Here is a 25,974-nt window from a genome sequence, read left to right on the forward strand (position 1 = left end):
CACCCGGGCGGCTTCCGGGCTCGGTGCCCCGCAGGCCGACGGCCTGCGGCAGGATGGACGTCACCTGGTACGCACGCGTCATTCACGTACGTACTGAAGACAACCGCTGGAGACGCCCGGTGAGTTCCCCAGATCCGCAGGTTCGCGCAGCGCGAAACCACTCAACCCCGAGCAGATCGCGCGGCCCCGTCGTCGCGGTCACCGGCGCCGCGACAGGCGTCGGTGACCTGCTTGTCCGCCGGCTCGTGGCGTCGGAGGAGATCAAGCAGGTCATCGCCATGGACGAGCGCAGGGGCGAGGTCCCCGAGGCGCAGTGGCACATCCTCGACGTCCGGGACCCGGCCATCGCGGAGAAGCTGCGCGGTGCGGACGTGGTGGTGCATCTGGCGCTCGACCTCGATCTGGAGACCGACGCCGCCGCCCGTACGGCCTACAACGTCCGCGGCACTCAGACCGTCCTGACGGCCGCCGCCGCGGCCGGGGTGCACCGGGTGGTGCTCTGCACCTCCGCCATGGTCTACGGGGCGCTGGCGGAGAACGACATCCCGCTCTCCGAGGACGCGGAACTGCGCGCCACGGCCGAGGCCACCGGCGTCGGCGACCTGCTGGAGATCGAACGGCTCGGCCGCCGCGCGCCACGCGCGCACCCCGGGCTGCATGTCACGGTCGTACGCCCCGCCGTCCTCGTCGGCGGTACGGACACGGCCCTGACCCGTTACTTCGAGTCGCCCCGGCTGCTCGTGGTCACCGGATCCCGCCCGACGTGGCAGTTCTGCCACGTCGACGACCTGGTCAGCGCCCTGGAGTACGCGGCGCTCGGCAAGGTCGAGGGCGAGCTGGCCGTCGGCTGCGACGGCTGGCTGGAGCAGGAGGAGGTCGAGGAGCTGAGCGGCATCCGGCGGATGGAGCTGCCGTCGGCGGTCGCCCTGGGCGCCGCTGCCCGGCTGCACCGGATCGGGCTCACCCCCTCGCCCGCCGGGGACCTCGCGTACACCATGCACCCCTGGGTGGTCAGCGTCAGCAGGCTGCACGACGCGGGATGGCGGCCGAGCTGGACCAACGAGGAGGTGCTCGCCGCGCTCCTGGAGGAGGTCGAGGGCCGGCACACCGTCGCGGGCCGCCGGCTGGGCCGTAAGGACGCCACGGCGGCGGGTGCGGCGGGGGCGACGGTCGCGCTGCTCGGCACGGCGGCGCTGGTGCGCCGGGCCCGCAAGGCGCGCCGCCGGCTCTAGCGCCGCTGCCTGTCGCGCCGCTGCTTGCGGTGCCGCTCCGGCGCCGCTTCGGAGCAGTACCGTCCGCCAGGCACAATGGGCCTATGGGAAGCATGTACGACCACCCCGGAGAGCAGACGGCGCACGACCCGATCCGGCTGCTGGCCGTCCGCGACACACCGCTGAGCCTGGACGAGGTCTTCCGGGCCGTCGGGGACGAAGCGGCGGGCGGCACGGCGATCTTCGTGGGGACGGTACGCAACCACGACGGCGGGGCCGACGTCGACGCGCTCGGCTACTCCAGCCACCCCTCGGCGGAGGCGGAGATGCGCCGCGTCGCCGAGAAGGTCGTGGCCGACTTCCCGGTGCGCGCGCTGGCCGCTGTCCACCGTGTGGGTGATCTGGCGGTCGGGGATCTCGCCGTCGTCGTCGCGGTCTCCTGCCCGCACCGCGCCGAGGCCTTCAAGGCGTGCCGCAAGCTCATCGACGACCTCAAGCACGAGGTCCCGATCTGGAAGCACCAGACGTTCTCGGACGGCTCAGACGAGTGGGTCGGGGTTTAGCGACCGGGGGTGGGCGCGTAGCGCCTCGTATCCGTGTGGGCCGATTTGCGTAACCGTATCCCTGCCAGCAGCGTTGGTCCTGCAGATGGTTCATCTGCTGATCAGTCGGATGCAGGACACTCACGGGGTCGGGAGATCGAGATGGCCGCACTTGCCTGGTTGCTGATTCCGCTCGTCGCCGCGGTCGGCGCGGCGATATGGGGCGGCTGGGCCGCCAAGAACAGCACGATAGGTGACATAGCCGAGCTCAACGGCTACGCCAGGTTCCGGGACGCGATGGACCCGCCCGAATCAGGCCCCGACGCGCTCTGAGCCGGGTCGGACGGCCGGCAGGGCCGGACGTCGCTCTCACAGCGCATTACCGTACTGTCGTGCCATGCCACGCCGCACCGCGACGATGCTCGCCTCCACCCTCGTCCTCATCGCGCTTCTCTGCGCGGGCGTGCTCATCAATGTTCCGTACGCGGAGATGAGCCCCGGACCGACGGTGAACACACTCGGTGACGCCGGCGGCGAACCGGTTCTGCAGATCTCCGGGCACAAGACGTACAAGACGACCGGCAATCTGAACATGACCACCGTCAGGGTCACCGGCGCCGACTACAACATGAACATCGTCGAAGCGGTCTACGGCTGGCTGGCCCACGACGACGTGGTGGTGCCGCACGACACGCTCTACCCGGACGGCAAGACCGAGCAGCAGTCGACGCAGGAGAACGCCGAGGAGTTCAGCCAGTCCCAGGAGAGCGCCAAGGTCGCCGCCCTGACGACGCTGAAGATCCCGGTTCCCTCGCGGACCATCGTCTCGACCGTCCTGAAGAAGAGCCCCGCCGAGGGCAGGCTGCACGCGGGGGACGTCATCAAGGCCGTGGACGGCACGGCGGTGCGCGAGCCCGACGACGTCGCCAAGCTGGTCACCAAGCACAAGCCCGGCGAGCAGGTCGTCTTCACGATCATCCCGGTCAAGGCGGCCGACGCGGCGAAGAAGGCGGGCAAGGAACCGGCGGCCGAGCAGAAGGTCACCGTCACCACCCGGAAGTCCGACGACACGGGCAAGCCGCGCGCGGTCGTGGGCATCTCGGCCGGGACCGACCACACCTTCCCGTTCCCGATCGACATCAAGCTGGCCGACGTGGGCGGCCCGAGCGCCGGGCTGATGTTCTCCCTCGGCATCGTCGACAAGCTCACCCCGGGCTCGCTGACGGGCGGCAAGTTCATCGCGGGTACGGGCACGATCGACGACAAGGGCGCCGTCGGACCGATCGGCGGCATCGAGATGAAGCTGGTGGGCGCGCGCAACGCGGGTGCCCGGTTCTTCCTCACACCCACCGAGAACTGCGCGGCGGCGGCCGCCGACACCCCGTCGGGTCTCACGCTGGTCAAGGTGAAGAACATCTCCGACGCCAAGGCGTCGCTCGACAAGATCCGCAGCGGGGACACGGCCGGCCTGCCGAGCTGTTCGGCAAGTTGACCGGTCGTGCCCCGCGGGACCCGGCAAAGCGGGTGGCGCAAAAGGGGTGTTACGCCTCGAAGGTGGCGGAAAGTGCCTCGGCGAGCCCGGGGACGAGTCCTGACCCGGTGAGGACGTCGGTCGCGGAGTCCTTCTCCCGCAGCCGCAGCGCCGACTCCCGTGTGCCGTCACGCAGTACGGCCACGGTCATCCGCACCTCCTGACGGTCCGGATGCGCGGCGACCCAGTCGACGAGTCCTGCCTCGTCGAGTCCTTCCGGTACGGACGCCTCGGCGGACGGCGGCAGCATCAGCCGCTCGACCGTGAGCGCGCAACCCGCCACTGCGGCCGGCCAGGCGATGGTGGCGAGGAACTCGTCCAGCGGGGTGCCGGCCGGGATCTCGTCCTGTTCGATGGGGGTCAGCGGGGCGGTCGCCCCGCCGTCGTCGAGGCCCAGTTGGGCGGCGAGTTCGGGTTCGTCCGTGCGCAGCCGCGCGGTGTCGACGAGAGCGAAGAGCCGGGCCGGCTGGTCCCAGCCGAGACCCGACGCGTACTCGTCGATTTCGAGCACCGCGCGGGTGAGGGGGCTCGCCGCCATGGGCGTGCCTGAGGAGGGGGAAACGTTGGACATGGCCGATATCCTGCCTCCTTCGGACCCGGGGGCGGGAACTAGGTAAAGCCTCAGTAAGTTGCATGTGTGGGCTCTACGATCGCGGGGCCCGCTCCACACCTGCCAGAAACGATGCTGGCGGACACGACCGCGAACTTAGAGGTGCGCACGTTGGCTTTCCAGATGCCGGACCGCGGCGGAGGCCCGACCGGGCCACGGATCAGGGTGGGCCGGCCGTCGAGACGCGTCCGGACCCTGCTCATGACGTTGGGTGTCCTGGCCGTACTGGCCATGGCGTTCGTCATGTTCGCCGGGTTCTGGACCGACTGGCTCTGGTACCGCTCCGTCGATTACTCGTCCGTCTTCACCACCACGATCTGGACCAAGATCGGTCTGTTCGCGGTCTTCGGGCTGCTCATGGCGGCGGCCGTGGGCGTGAACATCTGGCTCGCGCACCGGCTCCGGCCGCCGCTGAGCGCGATGTCGATGGAGCAGCAGAACCTCGACCGCTACCGGATGAGCATCGCCCCGTACAAGAAGTGGGTGCTCCTCGCGATCACCGCCCTGGTCGGGCTGATCGCCGGAGCCTCCGCCTCCGGTCAGTGGCGCACGTGGCTGATGTGGGTCAACGGCGTCTCCTTCGGACAGAAGGACCCGCAGTTCCACCTGGACGTGTCGTTCTACGCGTTCGACCTGCCCTGGTACCGCTTCCTGCTCGGCTTCGGCTTCGCCGCCATCATCCTGGGCCTGGTCGCCGCCGCGCTGACGCACTACCTGTACGGCGGGCTGCGCGTCACCAGCCCCGGCGCGCGTGCGACGGCCGCGGCCACCGGCCATCTGTCGGTGCTGCTGGGCCTCTTCGTCTCGCTGAAGGCCGTGGCGTACTGGCTCGACCGGTACGGCCTCGCGGTGAAGTCCAGCGACTTCAAGGCGGCGGGCAACTGGACGGGCCTGCGCTACGTCGACGCGAACGCGTACCTGCCGGCGAAGACGATCCTGTTCTGCATCGCCGTCATCTGCGCCCTGCTGTTCTTCGCGACGCTCTGGCGCCGCACCTGGCAGCTGCCGGTCATCGGCTTCGGCCTGATGGTGCTCTCGGCGATCCTGATCGGCGGCCTCTACCCGGCCATCGTGCAGAAGTTCCAGGTCCAGCCCAACGAGCAGGCCAAGGAAGCGCCGTACATCCAGAAGAACATCGACGCCACCCGCACCGCGTACGGCATCGACACCTCGGACGTGACGGACTACTCCGGCAAGGGCGACCCGGACAAGAAGGCCGAGCAGCGCAAGGCGGCGGACTCGGCGGCCAGCTACCGGCTGGTCGACCCGAACGTGGTCTCGCCGGCCTTCCAGCAGCTCCAGCAGGAGCGCAAGTACTACCAGTTCCCCGCCACGCTGGACGTCGACCGGTACAAGAACCCGCAGGGCCAGCAGCAGGACACGGTGGTGGGTCTGCGCGAGCTGAACATCACCGGTATCCCGAAGCGGAACTGGATCAACGACCACTTCACGTACACCCACGGCTTCGGCGTGATCGCGGCCAAGGGCACGGGCACGGTCACCGACGAGAACCAGGGCACCGTCGGCGCCCCGGACTTCACCGAGTCGGGGCTGCCGACCACCGGCCAGCTGGGCACCTACCAGCAGCGGGTCTACTACGGCGAGAAGACCGAGCAGTACTCGATCGTCGGCGGGCCCCAGAAGGAGCTCGACTACGAGAAGAACGGTGAGAAGACCACCAGCTACGCGGGCAAGAGCGGGGTCAACCTCTCCAACCCGGTGAACCGCGCGGCGTACGCGGTGGCCTTCAACGAGCCCCAGATGCTGTACTCGGGCGCCATCGGCAAGGGTTCGCGGATCCTGTACAACCGCACCCCCAAGGAACGCGTCGAGGCGGTCGCGCCCTGGCTGACCATCGACGGGGACGCCTATCCCGCCGTGGTCGACCACCGGATCCAGTGGATCGTCGACGCGTACACGACGACGAACGGCTATCCGTACGCGTCCCGTACGACGCTCGGCGACACCACGACCGACTCGCTGACCAACAACCAGCGCGCGGTCGTCGCCCAGCAGAACCAGGTCAACTACATCCGCAACTCGGTGAAGGCGACCGTCGACGCGTACGACGGCACGGTCAAGCTGTACCAGTGGGACACCAAGGACCCGGTCCTCAAGACCTGGATGAAGGCGTTCCCCGGCACGGTCAAGCCGAAGTCCGACATCAAGCCGGACCTGCTGGCCCATCTCCGCTACCCGCAGGACATGTTCAAGGTGCAGCGCGAGCTGCTCACCCGCTACCACGTGACCGACTCGGCGCAGTTCTACAGCGGCAGTGACGCCTGGCAGGTGCCGGACGACCCGACGAACAACAACAGGAACGCGGTCCCGCCGTACTACCTGAGTCTGAAGATGCCGGGCCAGACGGACCAGCGGTTCTCGCTGACGACCACCTTCACGCCCAACGGACGTCCTAATCTCGGGGCGTTCATGGCGGTGGACGCGGACGCGACCAGTCCGGACTACGGCAAGATCAGAGTGCTCAGAGTGACCTCCACCGTCCAGGGGCCACAACAGGTGCAGAGCGAGCTGAACGGTGTCGACAAGGTCGCCGAGTTCGTCAGGAACCTGAGAGGCACCGACTCGGACATCGAGTACGGGAACCTGCTGACGATCCCGCTCGACAACGGCTTCCTGTACATCGAGCCGGTCTACGCACGCGGCGGCAGCGCCAACTACCCGCTGCTGAAGATGGTCGCGGCCTCGTACGGGGGCAAGCCGGTCTTCGAGACGAGCCTGACGGGGGCGCTCAACGCGGTGTTCGGGGCCGAGGGCGCCGAGCCACCGACGACGACGCCACCACCGCCCGGCGACACCACGAAGCCGCCGCCGGCGACCGGCAACAAGGAGCTGCAGAAGGCCATCACCGACGCCCAGAAGGCGTACGACGACGGTGAGGCGGCGCTGAAGAAGCAGGACTGGACGGCGTACGGCAAGGCCCAGCAGCAGCTGCAGGACGCCCTGCAACGGGCGGCCGACGCGCAGTCCGGTTCCTCGGCCGGCGGTGGCGGGAGCACCAACAAGAGCTGAACAGGGCTCACCCCGCGCCGTGGTACGGTTGGGACACAACGGCGCGGGGTGGAGCAGCTCGGTAGCTCGCTGGGCTCATAACCCAGAGGTCGCAGGTTCAAATCCTGTCCCCGCTACTCATGGTCAAGGGCCCGGATCCTTCAGGATCCGGGCCCTTGACGTACGTCTGTACGGATGGTGTCCCAAGTGTGTTTCAGGTCGGAGGAGTTGGCCCCGACCGTGTTTGACTTATCTCTCTGTGGGCATGTCGACAAAACGCTGAAGTGACCTTGTTGCACGCGATATACCAGGTGTGCACGGGTAGCGGGTGATGCGACGATGGAATTTATGGGGGATAGGACAACTCTGTTGGAGACAGGGCGGTTTGTGCAACGGTCCGAAACGGGAGTTTTCGGGGCCGACAGCGCTGCCGACAGTACGGCGTCCGCCGTGGAAACCGCCGACGCCGAGGCCGAGGCGCGCCATCGCGCCGCCGCCGACGCCGGCGACACGGCGGCGATGAGCACGCTCGGCGCCCTGCTGCTGCGCCGCGGCGACCTCGACGCGGCCGAGCCCTACCTCCGTGCGGCCACCTCCGAGGGCGACCGCGCCGCGGCCAACAACCTGGGCGTCCTGCTCCAGCAGCGCGGCTACCCGGACGAGGCGGCCGGCTGGTGGCGGATCGCCGCCGTCGCCGGGTCCGCCGCCGCCGCGCACGCGCTCGGCCGGCACTACCGCGAGCGTGGCGACGAGCCCGCCGCCGAGTACTGGCTGCGCCAGTCCGCCGAGCAGGGACACGCGCTGGGCGCCTACGCGCTCGCCGACCTGCTGGAGCACCGCAGCGACGTCGGCTCCGAGCGCTGGCTGCGCGCCGCCGCCGAACAGGGCCACCGCGAGGCGTCGTACCGGCTCGCCATGGCCCTGGAGCGGCGTGCCCGCGAGGCCGTACGGTCCACCGAGGACGCGGCGCCCGCCCTGCTCGCCGAGGCCGCGCAGTGGTACCGGCAGGCAGCGGCGCGCGGCCACCGCAGGGCCGCCCTGCACCTGGGCTCGATCCTGGAGCGGCGCGGCGAGCTGAAGGAAGCGGGCCGCTGGTATCTGAACTCCGCCAAGGACGGCGAGGCGCGGGCCGCCTGCGCGCTCGGCTTCCTGCTGCGTGACGCGGGCGACGAGGAGAGCGCCGCCATTTGGTGGCTGCGCGCCGCCCAGGACGGCGACGGGAACGCGGCCAACGCGCTCGGCGCGCTGCACGCCGCCCGTGGTGAGCAGCAGAGCGCCGAGCGCTGGTACCGCGCGGCGATGGACGCGGGCGATGTCAACGGCGCGTACAACCTCGGGCTGCTCTGCGCCGCCCAGGAGCGTACGGCCCAGGCCGAGCAGTGGTACCGGCGCGCCGCGTACGCGGGCCACCGCGAGGCCGCCAACGCGCTCGCCGTCCTGCTGCTCCAGGCCGACGACCCGACCGGGGCCGAGCCGTGGTTCTCCAAGGCGGCCGAAGCGGGCAGCGTGGACGCCGCGTTCAACCTCGGCATCCTCTACGCGGGCCGGGCCGACGACCGTTCGGCGCTGCGCTGGTACGAGCGCGCGGCTGCGGCCGGACACACGGAAGCCGCCCTCCAGGTGGGCATCGCCTGTCTGCGGGACGGTGACGAGCAGTCGGCCGAGCGGCATCTGCGCTGCGCCGCGGGCGGCGGCAGCGCCGAAGCGGCGTTCCGGCTCGCCGCCCTGCTCGACTCGCGGATGCCCGCGCCGGGCCCCCCGGCACTCGGCGAGACGCACACCGAGAAGAGCGAGTGCGAGCAGTGGTACGAGCGCGCCGCCGAGCAGGGGCACCGCCGTGCCCAGGTGCGGGTCGGCATGCTCGCGGCCGGCCGCGGCGACATCGCGGAGGCCGCCCGCTGGTACCGCGAGGCGGCCGAGGCGGGCAGCCGCAACGGCGCCTTCAACCTCGGGCTGCTGCTCGTCCGCGAGGGCGGCGAACGGGAGGCCGCCCTGTGGTGGACCCGGGCGGCGCAGGCGGGGCACGGCCGCGCCGCGCTGCGCCTTGCCCTGCTGGCCGCCCGCAGGGGCGAGTTGACCGAGGGGCAGCGCTGGTGCGCCCGCGCCATGGACCTCGGTCCCGCCGAGGTGTCCGAGCGCGCGGCCCGGCTGCGCGAGGCGCTGCACCAGGAACTGACCGCCTGACGAACCACGGTCCGATCCTGTCAGGAGCATTGACACCCTGAGAGATCAAGTGATCTATTCACTTTATGAGTCGCAGTGAAGGGTCACTGTCCGAGCATCTGGCGGACAGCATCGTCGAGATCATCCGGACCGAACGGCTGGTTCCGGGAGACGCGTTGGCGTCCTCCCGTGACCTGGCCCGCCGGTTCGACGTCACCACGCCCACGGTCCGCGAGGCTTTGCGCAGGCTGGAGGCCACGGGCGTGGTGGAGTTCCGGCACGGTTCGGGCACGTATGTGGGGCCAGGCAGCGAGCGGCGGCTGCTCGCCAACCCCCATCTGCCCCGGGCCAGTCGGCGCTCGGTCCTCGAACTCGTCGAAGCACGGCTGGTCGTGGAGCCCGCCGTGGCGGCAGCCGCGGCGCGGGTCCGCGAGCCCGCGGCGGTACGGCAGTTGGAGGCGGCGGCCGTCAACGCGCTGCATCCGCCGCAGGGTCAGGTGCCGCTGCCGGTGCACTTCCATGTGGCGCTGGCCGCCGCCAGCGGCAACGCGCTGCTGCGCGAGGCCGTCGAGGCACTGCTGCAGGTACGGGCGCGTGAGCAGGTCGAGATCCGGCACCGCTACAACGACCGTGCGCGGGACCACGCCGAGCATGTGGAGATCTTCGAGGCGGTACGGGACGGTGACGCGGAAGCGGCCGAGCGGCTGACCCGTACCCACCTCGCCGCCATCCGCACGGCGATCCTCGCCGCCGACTTCCCGGACCCCGACCTTCCGGCTCCACGGTCCACGGGTACGTCGTCCTCCGTCGCCGGGGAGGGCCGATGAGCACCGGACGCCCGGCCCGGCTGGCGGAGATGACCACGGTCGAGGCGGCCGCCGCCGTCACGGCCAGCCCGGTGGTGATCATCCCGGCCGGCGCGTGCGAACAGCACGGGCCCGGCATGCCGATGGCCACGGACACGATCCGGGCCGAAGGCGTGGCCGACGCCGTGGCGGCCCGGCTCCCCGGGCGCGTGGTGATCGGCCCGCCGCTGCCGATCGGCGTCTCCCCGCACCACCTGGCCTTCGCGGGCACGGTCACCCTGACCACGACCACCCTGGCCGCGGTGGTGCGGGAGTACGTGGAAAGCCTCTACCGGCACGGCTGGCGGAAGATTCTCGTGGTGACAGGTCACGGCGGCAACAACGCCACCCTGACCACGGTGGCGCAGGACCTGCTCACCACCCACCCCGACCTCCAGTTCGCCTGGACCCCCGTCACCGCGCTGGCCGCCGACGTCGTCACGGAAATGGGTGTCAGCGAGGTGCACGGTCACAGCGGAGAGGCCGAGACCGCCCAGATGCTCTACCTCGCACCGCAGTTGGTGCACGCCGACCGGCTGGCCGCCGGGACGACGTCCACCGGGCAGCTCGATCCGCTCTCCCGGCTGGCCCGTGGCGTGAACCACCCCGCGCTCACCGTGCGCTACGACCGGCTCAGCGAGAACGGAGTGCTCGGCGACCCGCGCCGGGCGAGCGCCGAGGACGGCAAGGCGATCCTGGAGGCGGTCGCGGGCCGGGTGACCGCCTTCGTCGAGGAGTGGCTGGACATCTGACCCGTAACCGCACACCGCGGCCCGCCCCCTGAACACCACCTACCGCACAGCCGCGCCGCACAGCACCGACCGAAGAGCGCCCGTCTCACCCGCCCGGCTCTCCTGACCGACCGGCCCGCCGACCGGCGCCGCGCCCGCCCCACCCTCCACGGCGCGCGCGGTGCCGCAGCACCGACCGCTCGTACCGCCCGGCCGTACCGCCGGGCCCGTACGTCACGCGTCACTGTCACGCGCCGCGCGCGTCCCGGCCCCCGCACGCCCGGGGCACCCCCGTCCCCAAAACCGTCCAGCCGTCCGCCCCCCGGCGTCCGGCAGAAGGAGCCTGCCATGAACCGCACCACCGGAAGCGACAGCAGGAGCAGCGGCCCCCTCCGGCGGCTGGCGAGCGCCGTGATCGGCCTGACGCTGGTCGCGGGAGCGGTCGCCGCGGCCGGACCCGCGGCCGCCGCGACCACCGGCGCCCGGCCGGCGCCGAAGGCCGCGTGCGGGCTGCCCGCACCCCAGCCGGCCGGCACCAGCGCTCCGCACACCATCAGCAGCGGCGGCCGGGAACGCGCGTACCGCCTGCATCTCCCGGCCGGGTACGGGACGAAGCGGGACTGGCCGGTGGTGCTCGCCTTCCACGGGCGCGGCAACACGGGGGCCGGTACCGAGGAGTTCTCCAAGCTGTCGACCCTGCCGGCCGTGGTCGTCTACCCCGAGGGTGTGATCGGCACGGGCGACGGTGACCGGCAGGCCTGGCAGGGCGCGCCCTACGCGGCGGCCGGCGTCGACGACGTCGCCTTCACCGGTGATCTTCTCGACCGGCTCGAAGCCACCCTGTGCGTGGACGAGCGGCGGGTGTACGCCACAGGGAAGTCCAACGGGGCGGGGTTCGTCAGTACGTTGCTCGCCTGCCGGATGGCCGACCGGATCGCCGCTGTCGCGCCGGTGGCGGCTGCCCTGTACCCGACCGGTGAGGAGTGCAGGCCCGCCCGCCCGATGCCCATGATCGACTTCCATGGCACCGGCGACGTGACGATCCCGTACGCCGGGGACGCCGACCGGGGCCTGCCCGCGATCGACACCTGGGTGGCGGGCAAGGCCGCGCTCAACGGCTGCCGGAGCCGCGCGAGCGTCCAGGTCATCGAGCCGGACATCACCGTCTCCCGCTGGAGCGGCTGCGACCGGGGCGCCGACGTCCGGCACGTGGCCGTCACGGACGGCGGACACACCTGGCCCGGCGCCGACAGCTACAGCGGCGGCGGATACACGACCCAGACCGTGGAGGCCGCCGACGTCCTGTGGGACTTCGTGCGCGACTTCCGTACGCCCCAGCCCCAGCCCCGGCCGCACCGCCACCACTGATCCGCCGACCCGAGCAAGGAGCCGCTCCCCATGACCACGTCGACCGCACCGCCGAACAGACCGGACGGGCCGCCGCCGCCCTCCGACGGGGCCGAACTGCCGCGCCTCGTCCGTGCGATGGCCGTCATCGAACGCGCGGGCAACGCCCTGCCGCACCCGTTCTGGCTCTTCTGGATACTCTCCGCGATCCTCGCCGTGGTGAGCGCCGTCCTGGCGGCGGCCGACGTCTCCGTGATCTCGCCGAGCGACCACAAGACGGTCGTCGTCCAGAACCTCCTCAGCGGCGACGGTCTGGCCATGGCCGTCTCCACCATGATCGAGAACTTCGCCACCTTCCCTCCCATGGCCACCATCGTCGTGGTGATCATGGGCGTCGCCGTGGCCGAACGCACCGGATTCCTCGACGCGTTGATGCGGGTCAGCGTCTCGCGGGTGCCGGCGTCGTGGGTCGTGTTCGCCGTCGCCTTCGCCGGGACGGTGGCCCATGTCGCCTCGGCCGCCGCGTACATCATTCTCGTACCGCTGGGCGGGCTGGCCTTCCGGGCCGTCGGGCGCTCGCCGATCCTCGGCATCGTGGTGTCGTACACGGCCATCGCCTCCGGGTACGACGCGAGCCCGGTGCCGACCCCCAACGACGCGATCTTCGCCGGTATCACCACGGCGGCGGCGAAGATCGTCGGCGGGGACGACGCCTATGTCTCGCCGCTGAGCAACTGGTTCTTCAACATCGTCTCGTCGCTGCTGCTGGCGGCGGTCATCACTCTCGTGACGCGGTTCGTGCTCAGCCGCAGGCCGGACCTGGACGCCGATCCGGACGCCGACCTGGAGGACCTGGGCGCGCTCACCCTCAGCGCCAAGGAGCGCTCGGCGCTGCGCGCGGCCGTCATCACGCTGCTCGTGACGCTGGTGGTGCTCGTCGCCGCGATGGTGCCGGCGTCGTCGCCGCTGCGGGGCGAGGGCGGCAGCATCGTCGAATCGCCCTTCCTGGACGGGATCGCGGCGGTGGTGGCGTTCGTCTTCGGCCTGGTCGGCACTGTGTACGGGTACCGGTCGGGGTCGATCACCTCGGCGGCCGACGTACCGAAGCTGATGGCGCAGGGCATCAGGCAGATGGCTCCGGTGCTGGTGCTGTTCTTCGCTATCGCCCAGTTCCTCGCGTACTTCGACTGGACCCGGATCGGCGATGTGCTGGCGGTGCGGGCGGCGGAGGCGCTGGAGCGCAGCGGGATGCCGATCGTGCTGGTCTTCCTGCTGATCCTGTTGCTGCTGACGCTGGTCAACGTGATGGTGACGAGCGGTTCGGCGATGTGGGCGCTGGCGGCGCCCGTCCTGGTGCCGATGCTGATGCTGGTGAGTGTCCCCGCAGAGACGACCCAGGCGCTGTTCCGGATCGCGGACTCGGGGTCGACGGCGATCACGCCGATGAGTCCGTACTTCGTGATGGCGCTCGGCTTCCTCCAGCGCTACCGCAAGAGCGCGGGGATCGGCACGCTCGCCTCGTACACGCTGCCGCTCGCGGTGGCGATGACGGTGGCGTGGACGGCGCTGTTCCTGATCTGGTGGGCGGTCGGCATCCCGCTGGGGCCGGGGGCGCCGGTGCGCTGAGAACGGCATTTGCTCTGGTCGGCGCCTTGACGTAACGTTCAGTTCAACGGCGCGGGGTGGAGCAGCTCGGTAGCTCGCTGGGCTCATAACCCAGAGGTCGCAGGTTCAAATCCTGTCCCCGCTACTGAAACGGAAGGCCCGGAACTCGAAAGAGTTCCGGGCCTTCCGTCATGAGCGTTCCAGGCATCCGTCATGCACGGCCACGTCTCAGGCCGAAGCGCACTCCGGGCAGGTGCCCCGGTAGGTGACCTCCACGTCCGAGACCGTGAAGCCGAAGCGCTCGCCGCTCGGCAGCTCGGCCAGCGGGTCGCCGGTCGGGTGCACGTCGCGGATCGTGCCGCACGTGGAGCAGACCAGGTGATGGTGGGGGCGGTGCGCGTTCGGGTCGTAGCGCTTGGCGCGGCGGTCCGTCGACACCTCTATGACCTCACCGAGGGTGACCATCTCGCCCAGGGTGTTGTAGACGGTCGCCCGGGAGATCTCCGGCAGCCTGGCCACGGCACGCGCGTGCACCTCGTCGGCCGTCAGGTGCACATGGTCGCCGTCGAGGACCTCGGCCACCACGCGCCGCTGCGCCGTCATGCGCCAGCCGCGTCCGCGAAGTCGTTCCAACAGGTCACTCATAGGGGCAAGCCTAACAGGGAGGCACCCCAGGTCCCGAACGAGTACGGCTTTGGATGCTTACTTGACTTGGACAAAGTCCAATGTAGGGCGGCTCAGCCTGCCAGTACGGGCTGCACCGCGGCCGGGGCCCAGCAGCGGATGATGTCGCGCACGGAGACGATGCCGACCGGCTCCCGCTCGTCGAGCACGATCAGATGGCGGAAGCCGCCGTTCGACATGGCCCCGGCCGCCTCCTCCAGCGTCCAGTCCGGCGACGCGAAGACGACGTCGGTCGTGGTGTGGGAGCATGCCGTCTCGGTGTCCGGGCTCTGGTCCTTGCCGATCGACACGAGAATGTCGCGTTCGGTGAGGATGCCGATCCCGCAGTCGTCGGTGTCGAGCACCACGGCCGCGCCGACATGGCGCTCGGCCATCAGTCTGGCGGCCTGCCGGAGCGTATGGGTGGGCCCGATGGTCAGAACCACCGAGGTCATTGCGTCGCGTACCAGCATGGCCGCAGCCACCTCCTGGAGTGGACCGCCTCGTGAGAAAGAATTCACAAGTTCACAAGTAGGGGGACTCTTAGAGTGACACGCCTACGCGGAGTCAACAAGGGGGCGCACGGAGCAGGAGCGCACGCCCGGCGCCAGCGGCGCTGTCAGTAGCGCTGGTTGAGATATCCGAGCAATTCCTCGTGCAGCACACCGTTGGAAGCCGCCGCGTTGCCGCTGTGCGGACCCGGGCGCCCGTCGAGGCCCGTGAAGTCGCCGCCCGCCTCCTGTACGACGATCGCGGTGGCCGCCATGTCCCACAGGGACAGCTCCGGCTCCGCGCACATGTCGACCGACCCCTCGGCGACCATCATGTACGGCCAGAAGTCGCCGTAGCCCCGGGTGCGCCAGCAGGCCCTGGTCAGGTCCAGGAACCCGTCGAGCCGGCCCTGCTCCTCCCAGCCGCTCAGCGACGAGTACGCGAACGACGCGTCCTTGATCCGCCCGACCTTCGAGACCCGCAGCCGGGTCGCCGACGACAGGCTGCGGCCCGTGTAGGCGCCGCCGCCCTTCGCCGCCCACCAGCGGCGGCCGAGCGCGGGCGCCGACACCACGCCGACCACCGGCTCGAAGCCGCCCTCGGCGGCCACCATCAGCGAGATCAGCGTCGCCCAGACGGGCACGCCGCGTACGTAGTTCTTCGTACCGTCGATCGGGTCGACCACCCAGCGGCGCGGTCCCGTGCCCTCGATGCCGAACTCCTCGCCGAGGATCGCGTCGCGCGGCCTGGCGCGCTGCAACTGGCCGCGGATCAGCTCCTCCGCCGACTTGTCGGCCTCACTCACCGGAGTCATGTCCGGTTTGGTCTCGACCTTCAGGTCCAGAGCCTTGAACCGGTCCATCGTCACCGCGTCGGCGGCGTCGGCGAGGACATGGGCGAGGCGCAGATCATCGTGGTAGTCGGGCATGGTCGTCACAGTATCGACCGGTCAGGACCCCGGGCCAGCGGGCCCGCCCGAGGGTGGCTGCCGCTGCTCTTGACAGTGAGCGACGACGCGTCAACTCTGTGCGCAGAGCCGACCGGCCCCGGAGGCGCTGATGCCTGCTGCGCGTGAAGCCCTGTTGACCGCCGCACTGTCGGCGATCGGCGACCTGCCCTGGACCGCCGTCCGGATGGTCGACGTCGCGTCGGCCGCCGGAGTCTCCCGGCAGACCCTCTACAACGAGTTCGGCGGCAAGGAAGGGCTGGCCCGCGCGCTGGTGCGCCGCGAGGCCGACCACTATCTGCTCGGTGTGGAACGGCTGTTGGCGCAGCGCGGCGACGCGGGGGACCGGCTGGTCTCCGTCGCCGAGTGGACCGTCGGCGAGGCCGCTGCCAGACCCGTGCTGCGCGCGCTGCTCACCGGCTGCTGGGGGGACCGGCTGCCGGCGCCCCGAGCGGCCCGCTCGGCGCCCGCCGATCTGGTGGCGCTGGTACGGGACAGATCGGCCGCCGCGCTCGACCCCGAACCGCCGGACCACTGCGAGTTGGCGGTACGGCTCGCGCTCGCCCAGGTGGTCGCCCCGGCCGACGAGCCCGTCGGACGGCTCGTCAGATCGGCGATGGCGGCAGCACCCGTAGCGGACTCCCCAACGGAATCAGCGGCGGAAGCCGTCAGTGCGCCGAGCCCGAGAGCTGCAGACCGATGACCCCTATGATCACGAACGAGATCGAGACCAGCTTGAGCACCGATACGACGTCGTTGAGGAAGATCATTCCGTAGATCGCGGTGCCCGCGGCCCCGATACCGGTCCACACCGCGTACGCGGGACCGACGTCCAGCTTCTTCAGAGAGAGCGTCAGCAGCCCGAAGCTGCCGAGGGCGAAGCTCGCGAAGGCGATCGTCGGCCACAACCGGGTGAAGCCGTGGGACAGTTTGAGACAGACGGCGAAGCCCGTCTCCAGGATTCCGGCGACCACAACCAGCAGCCACGCCATTGTTTCGATGCCTCCCCGTCGGTGACTGCTTCGTATCGCTTGGGTGCGATTATGCACTTACCAACGTCGGCGGGCCGCAAACGCCGGTCCGTCAGTCACCTTCGCGCCGCTCGCGCGTGGCGAGAAGCCGCCGCAGCGAATAGAGCCTGGCCGGGTCGGCGTGACCCTCCGCCACCCACGCGTCCAACGCACAGTCAGGTTCGTCATGGCTGCACGCCCGCGGGCAGTTCTCCGTGCCGGGTACGAGGTCGGGGAAGGCGAGCACGATGCGCGAGGGGTCGATGTGGTGCAGCCCGAAGGACCGGATCCCCGGGGTGTCGATCAGCCAGCCGTCCGCCTTGGCCAGCGGCAGCGCGAGCGCCGATGTCGTGGTGTGCCTGCCGCGCCCCGTCACCGCGTTGACCAGGCCGGTACTGCGTTCCCTGTCCTTCGGGACCAGCGCGTTGACCAGGGTCGTCTTGCCGACGCCCGAATGCCCGACGAACGCGGTGACCCGGCCGTCGAGATACTCCCGCACCTGCTCGGCCGCCTCGCCGGTGGCCAGCTCGTCCCGCCGGGTCACGACGTAGCGGATCCCGAGCGTCCGGTAGATCTCCAGGAGCTCGTCGGGCGACTCCAGGTCCGACTTGGTCAGCACCAGCAGCGGTTCGAGCCCCGCGTCGAAGGCGGCGACCAGACAGCGGTCGATCAGCCGGGGGCGCGGCTCGGGGTCGGCGAGCGCCGTGACCACGGCCAACTGGTCGGCGTTCGCGACGATCACGCGCTCGTACGGGTCGTCGTCGTCGGCCGTGCGCCGCAGCACCGAGGTGCGCTTCTCGATCCGTACGATCCGCGCCAGCGTGTCCTTCTTGCCCGACAGATCGCCGACGAGACCGACCCGGTCGCCCACGACCGCCGCCTTGCGGCCCAGCTCGCGCGCCTTCATCGCGAGGACGGGCCGGTCGTCGACGAGACAGGTGAGCCGGCCCCTGTCGACGGTCAGCACCATGCCCTCTGCCGCGTCCTCGTGCTTGGGGCGGATGTTCGTACGCGGCCGGTTGCCCTTGGGATTGGGGCGCGAGCGGATGTCGTCCTCGTCGGGGTTCTTGCCGTAGCGGCGCATCGCGTCAGGCTCCCGCACCCGCGAGCATGTCGGCCCACATCTGCGGGAAGTCCGGCAGGGTCTTGGCCGTCGTCTCCACGTTCTCGATCTGCACCCCGTCGACCACCAGGCCGATGATCGACCCCGCCGTCGCCATCCGGTGGTCGTCGTACGTGTGGAAGACGCCGCCGTGCAGCGGGCGCGGCCGGATGTGCAGCCCGTCGGCCGTCTCCGTGACATCGCCGCCCAGCTCGTTGATCTCCTTGGTGAGCGCGGCCAGCCGGTCCGTCTCGTGGAGCCGCAGATGGGCGACGCCGCGCAGGGTGGACGGCGAGTCGGCGAGCGCGGCGACGGCGGCGATACCGGGGGTCAGCTCCCCGACCTCGCTCAGGTCGACGTCGATGCCGTGGATCCGTCCGGTGCCGCTGAAGGTGAGGCTGCTGCCCTCGGTGGTCGCCTCGAAGCGGCACGAGCCACCCATTTCGGTGAAGATCGCGCGCAGCGCGTCCCCGGGCTGCGTGGTGCGCACGGGCCAGTCGGGGACGGTGACCCGGCCGCCGGTGACCAGCGCGGCGGCGAGGAAGGGCTGCGCGTTGGAGAGATCCGGCTCGACGGTCAGATCGCGGCCCAGCAGCGCGCTGGGGGAGACCCGCCACACATCGGCCTCACCGCCGGTCTCCGGCTCGTCGACCTGGGCGCCGACCGCGCGCAGCATGTCGACCGTCATCCGGATGTGCGGCATCGACGGCAGCGCGGAGCCGACATGCCGCACCTCCACGCCCTGGTTGAACCGGGCCCCCGACAGCAGCAGCGCGGAGACGAACTGCGAGGAGGCCGAGGCGTCGATCCGTACCGGACCGCCGTCCAGCGCGCCCGCGCCCTGCACCGTCAGCGGCAGGGCGCCACGGCCGTCGTCGTCGATCCGCGCGCCGAGGACCCGCAGCGCCTCGATGACGGCGCCCAGCGGGCGGACGTACGAGCGGGGGTCGCCGTCGAAGCGGACCGGGCCGTCGGCGAGGGCGGCGACCGGCGGCAGGAAGCGCATGACCGTGCCGGCGTTGCCGACGTCGACCGTGGCGGGGCCGTGCAGCCCCGCCGGGATCACCCGCCATGCCTCGCCCGTGCTGCCCGCGGTGCTCGCGGTGCCGGCCCCGCCCGAGCTGGACGAGACGGTCTCCTCGATGCCGACGCCCATCGCGCGCAGCGCGTCCGCCATCAGCAGGGTGTCCCGGGAGCGCAGCGGCCGGCGCAGCCAGCCGGGCTCGGCGGCCAGCGCGGCGAGGACGAGACCACGGTTGGTGACCGATTTGGAGCCGGGCACGGTGACCGTCGCTTCGACGGTCCTGCTCGCGTAGGGGGCGGGCCAGAGGGCGGGCTGCACGGAACTCTCGGTCATGCCTTCACTTTAGTGGCTGAGGGACGACCCTGATCCTGATCAAATAACCGGAAACCAGGACGTAACCAGCACGTACTCAGACGTAATCAGCGAGTGCTACGACGGAATCGACGGCCGGGCGCCGCAGAGACCCGCAAACAGCCGCAAACAGCCGGAGAGCGCCTCAGAGCCCGAGCAGCCAGCGTCCGCCGCCGATCAGCGAACAGAGCGAGACGGCGTGGAAGAGGAACAGCCACATCGCCGCCGGCGCACCGGTCAGCCGCGCGAGCTGGTCGGCGTCCGAGTCGGCGGCCCCGCCGCGCCGCCGCTTGGACTGGAGCTCGAACGCCGGGCGCACCCCGCCCAGCAGCAGGAACCACACGGCCGTGTACGCGAACGCCGCCTGCACCTGCGGTCCGGTCAGCCAGGAGACCAGCAGGAAGGCCGCTCCGGTGACGACGACGGTGAAGACCCCGTACGCGTTGCGGATCATCACCAGCATCGCGATCAGCAGGACCGTCGCCAGCCAGAGGAACAGCGTGATGTGGTGCGCGACGAGCAGCCAGGCACCGCCGAGTCCCAACAGCGGCGGCGCCGTGTAGCCGGCCGCCGCCGTCAGCACCATCCCCAGCCCGGAGGGCTTGCCCCGGCTGACGGTCAGCCCCGAGGTGTCCGAGTGCAGCCGGATGCCGTCGAGTCTGCGGCCGGTGACCAGGGCCGTCAGCCCGTGGCCGCCCTCGTGCGCGATGGTCACGGCGTTACGCGATATTCGCCAGACCTGGTGCGGCACGACGACGGCCAGGGCGAGCACCGCCGTCACGTACACCACCCACTCGTCGGGCGCCGGCTGGCTGCCGAAGACGCGGTCCCACAGTTCGCCGATCGAGGCGGGGTCGATGCTGGCCATTTCTCCGGCGGCTCCTCAACAGGGTTTGCGTCGTGGCAGTCTGGCATCTATGTGCGGACGGTATGCGGCGAGCAGGCGGCCCGAGGACCTTCAGGGACTCTTCGGGGTGGAGAAGTGGGACCCCGAGGAGACCCTGGCGCCCGACTGGAACGTGGCGCCGACCAAAGAGGTCTACGCGATCCTCGAACGCGCCGTGAAAGACGCGAACGACCCCGCCCCGGTTCGCCAGCTGCGCACCTTGAAATGGGGACTCGTGCCGTCCTGGGCCAAGACGCCCGAGGGCGGCGCCCGGCTGATCAACGCGCGTGCCGAGACCGTGCACGAGAAGCCGTCGTTCCGTAAGCCCTTCCTCTCGCGCCGCTGCATCCTGCCGGCCGACGGGTACTACGAGTGGGTCACCGGCAGCGACGAGCGGCAGCTGGAGGAGCAGGGCAAGAAGAAGCGGCCGCGGAAGCAGCCGTACTTCGTCACGCCCGCCGACGGCTCCGTGATGGCGCTCGCCGGGCTCTACGAGTTCTGGCGCGACCGGACGCTGCCCGACGACCACCCGCGCGCCTGGTGGGTGACCTGCTCCGTGATCACCACGGAGGCGGAGAAGACACCGCTCGGTGTGGCCCCCGCCGAGGGGCCGGGATCGCTGGCCGACATCCACCCCCGGATGCCGCTGATGCTGACCCCGGACCGCTGGGACGCCTGGCTCGACCCGGCCCGTACGGACCCCGACGAGCTGCGCGGACTGCTCGCGCCGCCGCCGGCGGGGCTGATGCGGGCCTACCCGGTCACCACGTCCGTCAGCAACGTCCGCAACAACGGACCCGAACTGCTTGAGGAGCTGGCGGCGCCGGAGGAGAGCACGCTGTTCTGAGCCGCCACCCGGCACGATGGCGCTGTGACAAGCGATTCCGTGCCAACCAATCCTGGGCCAACCAATCCTGGGCCAACCGATCCTGCGACAAGCGTGACGAGCGTCGAGACACCGGCCGGGCAGGCCAGGATCACCTGGCACCACGCCCGGCGCCCCCGGCTCGTCCTCGCCGTCAGCCATGGCGCGGGCGGCGGTATCGAGGCCCGTGACCTCCAGGCGCTCGCCGCCGCCCTGCCCGCGCGCGACGTCACCGTCGCCCTGGTGGAGCAGCCCTGGCGGGTGGCGGGCAAGAAGCTCGCTCCCGCCCCGAAGACCCTCGACGCCGGCTGGCGCGCGCTCTGGCCGGCGCTGGGCGCACCGGGACTGCCGGTGGTGGCGGGCGGCCGCAGCGCGGGGGCGCGGGTCGCCTGCCGTACGGCGGCGGAGCTGGGCGCCCACGCCGTGCTGGCGCTGAGCTTCCCGCTGCACCCGCCGGGCAGGCCCGAGAAGTCACGCGCGGCCGAACTGCTCGGCGCCGGAGCACCCACGCTCGTCGTCCAGGGCGGCAACGACCCGTTCGGGAAGCCCGCCGAATTCCCCGCCGAATTCTCCGCGGGCGGACACGAGCTGCTGGAGATCCCGTACGGCGACCACAGCTTCGCCGTTCCCAAACGGGCGCCGCTCAGCCAGGCCGAAGCGCTCGGAACGCTGGTCGAAGGCGTCGCTTCGTGGCTCGGAAAACCCCGGGAATGCTGAGGATGCGACCACTGTTGACAGAAGCGTTGGTACACCAAGCGTAAGAGGGAGTCCGTCGTATGGGTTCGACCATGTGCCCCCGCCGTCCGGACGGCACTGACCTGGCGTGGACGGTCCTGGCCGCCGGTAAGCCGGCGCCGGCTGTGACGGTCGGCGCACCGGACCGAACCGCCCCGTCGAAGCAAGGTCGACTATTCTCCGATTCGAGTGGGTCCGCTTTTGGATCCGCCACAGCGTTGGAGGAGGTGGGTCCGGTCACTGGGACCGACGCGGGGACTTCAGGGACCGACGACGGCCGCGCGGAAGAGACCACTGCGGAGCGCAGTGCGCGCTTCGAGCGCGATGCCCTGGGCTACCTCGACCAGATGTACTCGGCCGCGCTGCGCATGACGCGCAACCCGGCCGACGCCGAGGATCTGGTGCAGGAGACCTACGCGAAGGCGTACGGCTCGTTCCACCAGTTCCGTGAGGGCACGAATCTCAAGGCATGGATGTACCGCATCCTCACGAACACCTTCATCAACTCGTACCGCAAGAAGCAGCGGGAGCCTCAGCGCAGTGCCGCCGAGGAGATCGAGGACTGGCAGCTGGCACGCGCCGAGTCGCACATGTCGACCGGGCTGCGTTCCGCCGAGTCGCAGGCGCTCGACCATCTCCCGGACTCCGACGTGAAGTCCGCCCTGCAGGCGATTCCCGAAGAGTTCCGCATCGCGGTTTATCTCGCCGATGTAGAGGGCTTTGCCTACAAGGAGATCGCGGACATCATGGGTACACCCATCGGCACGGTGATGTCGCGGTTGCACCGCGGTCGCCGTCAGCTGCGCGGCATGCTGGAGGACTACGCCCGTGAGCGCGGGCTCGTCCCGGCGGGTGCCGGAGAGTCGTCCGACGATCGGAAAGGTTCGGGCTCATGAGCTGCGGAGAGCCGCATGAGACGGATTGCAGCGAAGTCCTCGATCACTTGTATGAGTTTCTCGACCACGAGATGCCCGACAGTGACTGCACCAAGTTCGAGGTGCACTTCGAGGAATGCTCCCCGTGCCTGGAGAAGTACGGTCTCGAACAGGCCGTGAAGAAGCTCGTCAAGCGGTGCTGCGGTCAGGACGACGTACCCACCGACCTGCGGGCCAAGGTCATGGGCCGGATCGACCTGGTCAGGTCGGGACAGACCGTGCCGGACCATGACGTGACGGCTTCCGGCGCCGACCTGCCGGGTGCCACGAAGGACTGACGCGGGCCAGCAGGACCGGCAGGGGCGTACGGCGCATCGCGCGCTGTGCGCCCCTCCGTCGTCTCCGCACCGTCTCTACCGCTTGTTCCGTCCGTTTGTCACCCGAAGGTGCTAATCAGTCGCATAATTCCGCTCGCCGACGCCCAACTCGCTAGCCTGACCGTCTGTTTGAGCCCTGCGAGGGCTGGGTGAGCCCCTGCCGGGGGCCGGGCCGAGGAGGGGCGGCGACGCCGTGAGGGCCATACCGGGTGCGGCGCGCGCGTACATCTTGTGCACCGCGCTCTTCGCGACCCTCTGCGTGCTGCCCGCGCTGCGCCCCGGCCGGCCGTCGCCCGTCCCCTGGGCGGCCGTCGTGCTGCTCGCCGCGCTGTACGCCTTCTGTGAGATGCCCGCCCGCTACCGGCTGCACTTCCCCGGCCGCGGGCTCGGCGGGTCCGTACCCGTCGCGGCCGGATCGTTCTTCCCCGTCCTGCTCGCCGCCGCCTTCCTGCTGCCGCCGTCCGCCGCCGCGCTGGTCGCCGTACCCGGCGCCGTGCTCGGCCGGGTCGAGCAGCGGCCCCGGGGCGCCCGGCGGACCTGGCGCGCCGCCCAGCTCGCCGTCGCCACCTGGGCCGCGGCGCGGGCGCATCTGCTCTTCGGCGGGCCCGTCGCCCTCGGCGGCGGAGGGTACGGCCTCGCCGCCCCCGACTTCCCGTACGTCCTGCTGCCGGCCGGCGCCGCGGCGCTCACGTTCTGTCTGGTGCTCGCCGCCCTGGACGGCGGCATCCTCGTCACCGCCGAGCGGCTGTCCGCCCGTACCGCCTGGCGCGGCCTGCTGCCCCGCTCGCTGGCCTCGCACGGCGCGCACGGACTGGCCGGGCTGATGATGGCCGTCCTGTGGCGCAGTCCGTACGGGCCGCTCTCCGCGCTCTTCGTCCTGCTGCCGATGTACATCTCCTGCTGGGTCTTCGCCCAGTACCACCGGGAGCGCGCCGCGCACCAGGCCACCATCAGGGCGCTCGTCCAGGCCGTCGACATCAAGGACAAGTACACGCGCGGCCACAGCGAACGCGTCGGCAGGGCGTCCGTGATGATCGCGCACGAGCTGGGCATGGAGCGCGAACGGCTGGAGGTCCTGCGGTTCGCCGGGATCCTGCACGACGTGGGCAAGCTCGGCGTCCCCACCCGGGTGCTCCGCAAGGAGGGCCCGCTCACCCCGGAGGAGCGCCGCGTCATCGAACTGCACCCCGAGTACGGCCACGAGATGGTGCGCGGCATCGGTTTCCTCGGGGAGGCGCGCTCGGCGATCCTGCACCACCACGAACGGCTCGACGGCACCGGCTACCCGTACGGCCTCGTGGGGCGGCAGATTCCCGAGTTCGCCCGGGTGGTCGCCGTCGCCGACGCCTTCGACGCGATGACCTCCACCCGCTCCTACCGGCGGGCGCGGCCGGTGCGGACGGCCGTGGCCGAGCTGGAGCGGTGCGCGGGCAGCCAGTTCGACCCGGAGATGGTGCGGGCGCTGGTCAGGGCCCTGGACCGGCACGGCTGGCAGACGGCGGTCACGGCGGACGACACGAACGCCGCGCGGAACATCGCGGCGGGTGCGGCGGCGTCCGACCTCGCCGCCGACCCCGAAGCCGAAACCGGAGCTGCGGCTGAGACCGGTCCTGCTCCCGAGGCCGACCCGCGCGGCAGCGTCCCGCCGCCCGCCCGTTCGACCACCGCAGGACGCACCCCGCGCGGCGGTACCCGGTGAGCGCCGCGGCCACGGCGGGCGCCGTCCCCCGCACCCGGCGGCGGGTGTCCCGTACCGTCGTCGCGGTCTACGGCGCCGCCGCGCTGCTCACCGCGGCCGGGCTCGGCTCCACGCTGTGGCGCGGCGTCACCGAACCCCGCGACGCGCTCGCCTTCGGGGTGCTCATCACCGTCGGCGAGCTGGCCCGCTGGGGCGCGCTGCCCGGTGAGCGCGAGCCGGCGCCGCTCGGTGCGGCGGGCGCGCTCGCTTACGCCCTGCTCGGCGCGAACGGCGGCCAGCCCACCAGCCACGGCGCGCTCCAGACGGTCGCCGTCGCCGTGGCCGCGGCGCTCGCCGGGTCCGTACCGCACATCGCGCGCGGCAGCGGCCCCGCGCTCGACCACATGGTGCGCCGGGTGCTGACCGTCGGCTTCGCCGCCGTCTGCTTCCAGCCGCTCTACAACTCCGGCGGCTTCGGCGACCTGACCCGGCAGGGTCCCTACTACGCCGCGCTGCTGCTCCTGCTGCTGGCGCTGACCGCCCTGTGCGACGCCGTGCTGGCCGCGCTGATGGCCCGCGCCCGCACGCACCACCCCTTCGGCCCCCTCCTCAGGGAGGAACTGCGGGCCCTGCTCGGCATCGGCTCCGCCGTGTGCGCCACCGGCGCTGTCATCGCGCTCGGGGTCGCCGTCGCCGGGCTCTGGGCGCTGCCGGTGTTCTGTGTGCCGCTGCTGCTCACGCACCTGTCGTTCCGGCGCTACGCGGCGGTCCGTACCACCTACGGCCAGACCATCGCCTCGCTGGCCCGCGCCACCGAGATCGCCGGGTACACCCCGCCAGGGCACGCCCGGCGGGTCGCCGAACTGAGCCGCGCCGTCGGCCGTGAGCTGGGCCTGTCGGGGCCTGACCTGACCGTGCTGGAGTACGCGGCGCTGATGCACGACATCGGCCAGCTCTCGCTGGTGGACCCCGTGCCCGAAGGGGCCACCGCCCTGCTGCCGGTCGCCGAGCAGCGCCGGATCGCGCTGCTCGGCGGGGCCGTCGTACGCCAGACCGGGGTGCCGGCGGCGGTGGCCGTCGTGGTCGAACGCCAGGCCGACCCCTACCGGGAACAGCCGCTGCCTGCCAGGATCGTCCGCGCCGTGAACGCGTACGACGATCTGACCGGGGAAGGGGCCGGAGAAGGAGCGGGCGCGAGCGGCGCGCTGAGCGCGCTGGAGCGGCTACGGCTGGGCACGGCGCACGACTACCAGCCCGAGGTGGTGGAATCCCTGGCACGCGTGCTGTCCCGGGGCGGTCTGACGTCGGGCGGGGCTGGGTAACCCATGGGTAAGGAGCGGGCGTCCGACCCGGCATGGTTGGATGCGAAGAAGAGG

General features: G+C 71.2%; 25 protein-coding genes and 2 tRNA genes. 19 read left to right on the plus strand and 8 right to left on the minus strand.

Annotated features, from left to right (window positions below; genetic code table 11):
* Positions 1-119 precede the first annotated feature (119 nt).
* The 4 genes from OHS57_RS25530 to OHS57_RS25545 all read left to right on the plus strand — a co-directional run bounded on the left by OHS57_RS25530 (position 120) and on the right by OHS57_RS25545 (position 3,245).
* Entirely contained in the window at positions 120-1,232 is a 1,113-nt protein-coding gene (locus tag OHS57_RS25530) for an SDR family oxidoreductase (protein WP_328583462.1), read from the plus strand.
* Between the two features lie 83 nt (positions 1,233-1,315).
* Positions 1,316-1,774, plus strand: a complete 459-nt coding sequence (locus tag OHS57_RS25535) for a molybdenum cofactor biosynthesis protein MoaE (RefSeq protein WP_041984665.1) — start codon at positions 1,316-1,318, stop codon at positions 1,772-1,774.
* A 141-nt stretch (positions 1,775-1,915) separates the two neighbouring features.
* A complete protein-coding gene (locus OHS57_RS25540) occupies positions 1,916-2,086 on the plus strand; it encodes a hypothetical protein (protein WP_198533209.1) in 171 nt (56 codons plus the stop codon).
* A 64-nt stretch (positions 2,087-2,150) separates the two neighbouring features.
* The gene (locus OHS57_RS25545) at positions 2,151-3,245 is read left to right on the plus strand and encodes a YlbL family protein (protein ID WP_041984662.1); all 1,095 of its coding nucleotides are present in this window, start codon (positions 2,151-2,153) and stop codon (positions 3,243-3,245) included.
* Between the two features lie 49 nt (positions 3,246-3,294).
* Here OHS57_RS25545 and OHS57_RS25550 read toward each other — a convergent pair whose 3' ends face one another.
* On the minus strand, positions 3,295-3,855 hold the full coding sequence (locus OHS57_RS25550) for a PPA1309 family protein (protein ID WP_041984660.1): 561 nt from the start codon (positions 3,853-3,855) through the stop codon (positions 3,295-3,297).
* 162 nt (positions 3,856-4,017) lie between these two features.
* Here OHS57_RS25550 and OHS57_RS25555 point away from each other — a divergent pair, with 162 nt between their 5' ends.
* The 8 genes from OHS57_RS25555 (at position 4,018) to OHS57_RS25590 (ending at position 13,739) form a co-directional block, all read left to right on the plus strand.
* Positions 4,018-6,924, plus strand: coding sequence for a UPF0182 family membrane protein (locus OHS57_RS25555; RefSeq protein ID WP_198533387.1), 2,907 nt, complete (start codon positions 4,018-4,020; stop codon positions 6,922-6,924).
* Positions 6,925-6,966: 42 nt separating this feature from the next.
* Positions 6,967-7,040: transfer RNA gene (locus OHS57_RS25560), tRNA-Met, on the plus strand.
* A gap of 202 nt (positions 7,041-7,242) precedes the next feature.
* On the plus strand, positions 7,243-9,087 hold the full coding sequence (locus OHS57_RS25565; RefSeq protein ID WP_328583463.1) for a tetratricopeptide repeat protein: 1,845 nt from the start codon (positions 7,243-7,245) through the stop codon (positions 9,085-9,087).
* 65 nt (positions 9,088-9,152) lie between these two features.
* Entirely contained in the window at positions 9,153-9,893 is a 741-nt protein-coding gene (locus OHS57_RS25570) for a FadR/GntR family transcriptional regulator (RefSeq protein WP_328583464.1), read from the plus strand.
* Positions 9,890-10,663 (plus strand): creatininase family protein, encoded by a 774-nt coding sequence (locus tag OHS57_RS25575; protein WP_041984650.1) that lies wholly within the window; start codon positions 9,890-9,892, stop codon positions 10,661-10,663. Before OHS57_RS25570 ends, OHS57_RS25575 begins: the two co-directional genes overlap by 4 nt.
* A gap of 327 nt (positions 10,664-10,990) precedes the next feature.
* Entirely contained in the window at positions 10,991-12,010 is a 1,020-nt protein-coding gene (locus OHS57_RS25580; RefSeq protein ID WP_328583465.1) for an alpha/beta hydrolase family esterase, read from the plus strand.
* 30 nt (positions 12,011-12,040) lie between these two features.
* The gene (locus OHS57_RS25585) at positions 12,041-13,615 is read left to right on the plus strand and encodes an AbgT family transporter (protein WP_041984649.1); all 1,575 of its coding nucleotides are present in this window, start codon (positions 12,041-12,043) and stop codon (positions 13,613-13,615) included.
* A 50-nt stretch (positions 13,616-13,665) separates the two neighbouring features.
* Positions 13,666-13,739: transfer RNA gene (locus tag OHS57_RS25590), tRNA-Met, on the plus strand.
* An 83-nt stretch (positions 13,740-13,822) separates the two neighbouring features.
* Here OHS57_RS25590 and OHS57_RS25595 read toward each other — a convergent pair.
* From OHS57_RS25595 to hisN, 3 genes are all read right to left on the minus strand, one after another.
* Positions 13,823-14,239, minus strand: a complete 417-nt coding sequence (locus tag OHS57_RS25595) for a Fur family transcriptional regulator (RefSeq protein ID WP_063779614.1) — start codon at positions 14,237-14,239, stop codon at positions 13,823-13,825.
* Between the two features lie 92 nt (positions 14,240-14,331).
* A complete protein-coding gene (locus OHS57_RS25600; protein ID WP_041984645.1) occupies positions 14,332-14,730 on the minus strand; it encodes a CBS domain-containing protein in 399 nt (132 codons plus the stop codon).
* 146 nt (positions 14,731-14,876) lie between these two features.
* Complete coding sequence (hisN, locus tag OHS57_RS25605) at positions 14,877-15,677, minus strand: histidinol-phosphatase (RefSeq protein ID WP_328583466.1); 801 nt, start codon at positions 15,675-15,677, stop codon at positions 14,877-14,879.
* Between the two features lie 130 nt (positions 15,678-15,807).
* Here hisN and OHS57_RS25610 point away from each other — a divergent pair, with 130 nt between their 5' ends.
* A complete protein-coding gene (locus tag OHS57_RS25610) occupies positions 15,808-16,398 on the plus strand; it encodes a TetR/AcrR family transcriptional regulator (protein ID WP_078863422.1) in 591 nt (196 codons plus the stop codon).
* Here OHS57_RS25610 and OHS57_RS25615 read toward each other — a convergent pair.
* From OHS57_RS25615 to OHS57_RS25630, 4 genes are all read right to left on the minus strand, one after another.
* The gene (locus tag OHS57_RS25615) at positions 16,364-16,687 is read right to left on the minus strand and encodes a DMT family transporter (protein ID WP_041984642.1); all 324 of its coding nucleotides are present in this window, start codon (positions 16,685-16,687) and stop codon (positions 16,364-16,366) included. The genes OHS57_RS25610 and OHS57_RS25615 overlap by 35 nt on opposite strands.
* 91 nt (positions 16,688-16,778) lie before the next feature.
* Positions 16,779-17,789: a ribosome small subunit-dependent GTPase A gene (gene rsgA / locus OHS57_RS25620; protein WP_041984640.1), complete on the minus strand. Its 1,011-nt coding sequence runs from the start codon at positions 17,787-17,789 to the stop codon at positions 16,779-16,781.
* 4 nt (positions 17,790-17,793) lie between these two features.
* On the minus strand, positions 17,794-19,164 hold the full coding sequence (aroA, locus tag OHS57_RS25625; protein ID WP_041984638.1) for a 3-phosphoshikimate 1-carboxyvinyltransferase: 1,371 nt from the start codon (positions 19,162-19,164) through the stop codon (positions 17,794-17,796).
* Between the two features lie 163 nt (positions 19,165-19,327).
* Positions 19,328-20,050, minus strand: a complete 723-nt coding sequence (locus OHS57_RS25630) for a M50 family metallopeptidase (protein ID WP_041984635.1) — start codon at positions 20,048-20,050, stop codon at positions 19,328-19,330.
* A gap of 49 nt (positions 20,051-20,099) precedes the next feature.
* On the opposite strand from OHS57_RS25630, the gene OHS57_RS25635 reads away from it, so the two are divergent.
* The 6 genes from OHS57_RS25635 (at position 20,100) to OHS57_RS25660 (ending at position 25,920) form a co-directional block, all read left to right on the plus strand.
* Positions 20,100-20,915: an SOS response-associated peptidase gene (locus OHS57_RS25635; RefSeq protein WP_328583467.1), complete on the plus strand. Its 816-nt coding sequence runs from the start codon at positions 20,100-20,102 to the stop codon at positions 20,913-20,915.
* Between the two features lie 93 nt (positions 20,916-21,008).
* Positions 21,009-21,650 carry an alpha/beta hydrolase family protein gene (locus OHS57_RS25640; RefSeq protein WP_328583468.1) on the plus strand — a complete coding sequence of 214 codons (642 nt, stop codon included), beginning with the start codon at positions 21,009-21,011 and terminating at the stop codon, positions 21,648-21,650.
* 245 nt (positions 21,651-21,895) lie between these two features.
* Positions 21,896-22,564: a sigma-70 family RNA polymerase sigma factor gene (locus OHS57_RS25645; protein ID WP_041984627.1), complete on the plus strand. Its 669-nt coding sequence runs from the start codon at positions 21,896-21,898 to the stop codon at positions 22,562-22,564.
* Positions 22,561-22,881 (plus strand): mycothiol system anti-sigma-R factor, encoded by a 321-nt coding sequence (rsrA, locus tag OHS57_RS25650; RefSeq protein WP_041984625.1) that lies wholly within the window; start codon positions 22,561-22,563, stop codon positions 22,879-22,881. Before OHS57_RS25645 ends, rsrA begins: the two co-directional genes overlap by 4 nt.
* Positions 22,882-23,113: 232 nt before the next feature.
* Positions 23,114-24,619: an HD-GYP domain-containing protein gene (locus tag OHS57_RS25655; RefSeq protein WP_328583469.1), complete on the plus strand. Its 1,506-nt coding sequence runs from the start codon at positions 23,114-23,116 to the stop codon at positions 24,617-24,619.
* A gap of 44 nt (positions 24,620-24,663) precedes the next feature.
* Positions 24,664-25,920 (plus strand): HD-GYP domain-containing protein, encoded by a 1,257-nt coding sequence (locus OHS57_RS25660; protein WP_328585171.1) that lies wholly within the window; start codon positions 24,664-24,666, stop codon positions 25,918-25,920.
* Positions 25,921-25,974: the final 54 nt, after the last annotated feature.

The organism is Streptomyces sp. NBC_00370 (assembly GCF_036084755.1).
Classification (GTDB): Bacteria; Actinomycetota; Actinomycetes; order Streptomycetales; family Streptomycetaceae; genus Streptomyces.

Coding starts and splice junctions, on each gene's coding strand:
- OHS57_RS25540 (WP_198533209.1), top strand. CDS start 1,916: ATGGCCGCACTTGCCTGGTTGCTGATTCCGCTCGTCGCCGCGGTCGGC.
- aroA (WP_041984638.1), bottom strand. CDS start 19,164: ATGACCGAGAGTTCCGTGCAGCCCGCCCTCTGGCCCGCCCCCTACGCG.
- OHS57_RS25535 (WP_041984665.1), top strand. CDS start 1,316: ATGGGAAGCATGTACGACCACCCCGGAGAGCAGACGGCGCACGACCCG.
- OHS57_RS25585 (WP_041984649.1), top strand. CDS start 12,041: ATGACCACGTCGACCGCACCGCCGAACAGACCGGACGGGCCGCCGCCG.
- OHS57_RS25545 (WP_041984662.1), top strand. CDS start 2,151: ATGCCACGCCGCACCGCGACGATGCTCGCCTCCACCCTCGTCCTCATC.
- OHS57_RS25565 (WP_328583463.1), top strand. CDS start 7,243: ATGGAATTTATGGGGGATAGGACAACTCTGTTGGAGACAGGGCGGTTT.
- hisN (WP_328583466.1), bottom strand. CDS start 15,677: ATGCCCGACTACCACGATGATCTGCGCCTCGCCCATGTCCTCGCCGAC.
- OHS57_RS25595 (WP_063779614.1), bottom strand. CDS start 14,239: ATGAGTGACCTGTTGGAACGACTTCGCGGACGCGGCTGGCGCATGACG.
- OHS57_RS25570 (WP_328583464.1), top strand. CDS start 9,153: ATGAGTCGCAGTGAAGGGTCACTGTCCGAGCATCTGGCGGACAGCATC.
- OHS57_RS25550 (WP_041984660.1), bottom strand. CDS start 3,855: ATGTCCAACGTTTCCCCCTCCTCAGGCACGCCCATGGCGGCGAGCCCC.
- OHS57_RS25555 (WP_198533387.1), top strand. CDS start 4,018: ATGCCGGACCGCGGCGGAGGCCCGACCGGGCCACGGATCAGGGTGGGC.
- OHS57_RS25615 (WP_041984642.1), bottom strand. CDS start 16,687: ATGGCGTGGCTGCTGGTTGTGGTCGCCGGAATCCTGGAGACGGGCTTC.
- OHS57_RS25630 (WP_041984635.1), bottom strand. CDS start 20,050: ATGGCCAGCATCGACCCCGCCTCGATCGGCGAACTGTGGGACCGCGTC.
- OHS57_RS25635 (WP_328583467.1), top strand. CDS start 20,100: ATGTGCGGACGGTATGCGGCGAGCAGGCGGCCCGAGGACCTTCAGGGA.
- rsrA (WP_041984625.1), top strand. CDS start 22,561: ATGAGCTGCGGAGAGCCGCATGAGACGGATTGCAGCGAAGTCCTCGAT.
- OHS57_RS25580 (WP_328583465.1), top strand. CDS start 10,991: ATGAACCGCACCACCGGAAGCGACAGCAGGAGCAGCGGCCCCCTCCGG.
- OHS57_RS25610 (WP_078863422.1), top strand. CDS start 15,808: ATGCCTGCTGCGCGTGAAGCCCTGTTGACCGCCGCACTGTCGGCGATC.
- OHS57_RS25600 (WP_041984645.1), bottom strand. CDS start 14,730: ATGCTGGTACGCGACGCAATGACCTCGGTGGTTCTGACCATCGGGCCC.
- OHS57_RS25575 (WP_041984650.1), top strand. CDS start 9,890: ATGAGCACCGGACGCCCGGCCCGGCTGGCGGAGATGACCACGGTCGAG.
- rsgA (WP_041984640.1), bottom strand. CDS start 17,789: ATGCGCCGCTACGGCAAGAACCCCGACGAGGACGACATCCGCTCGCGC.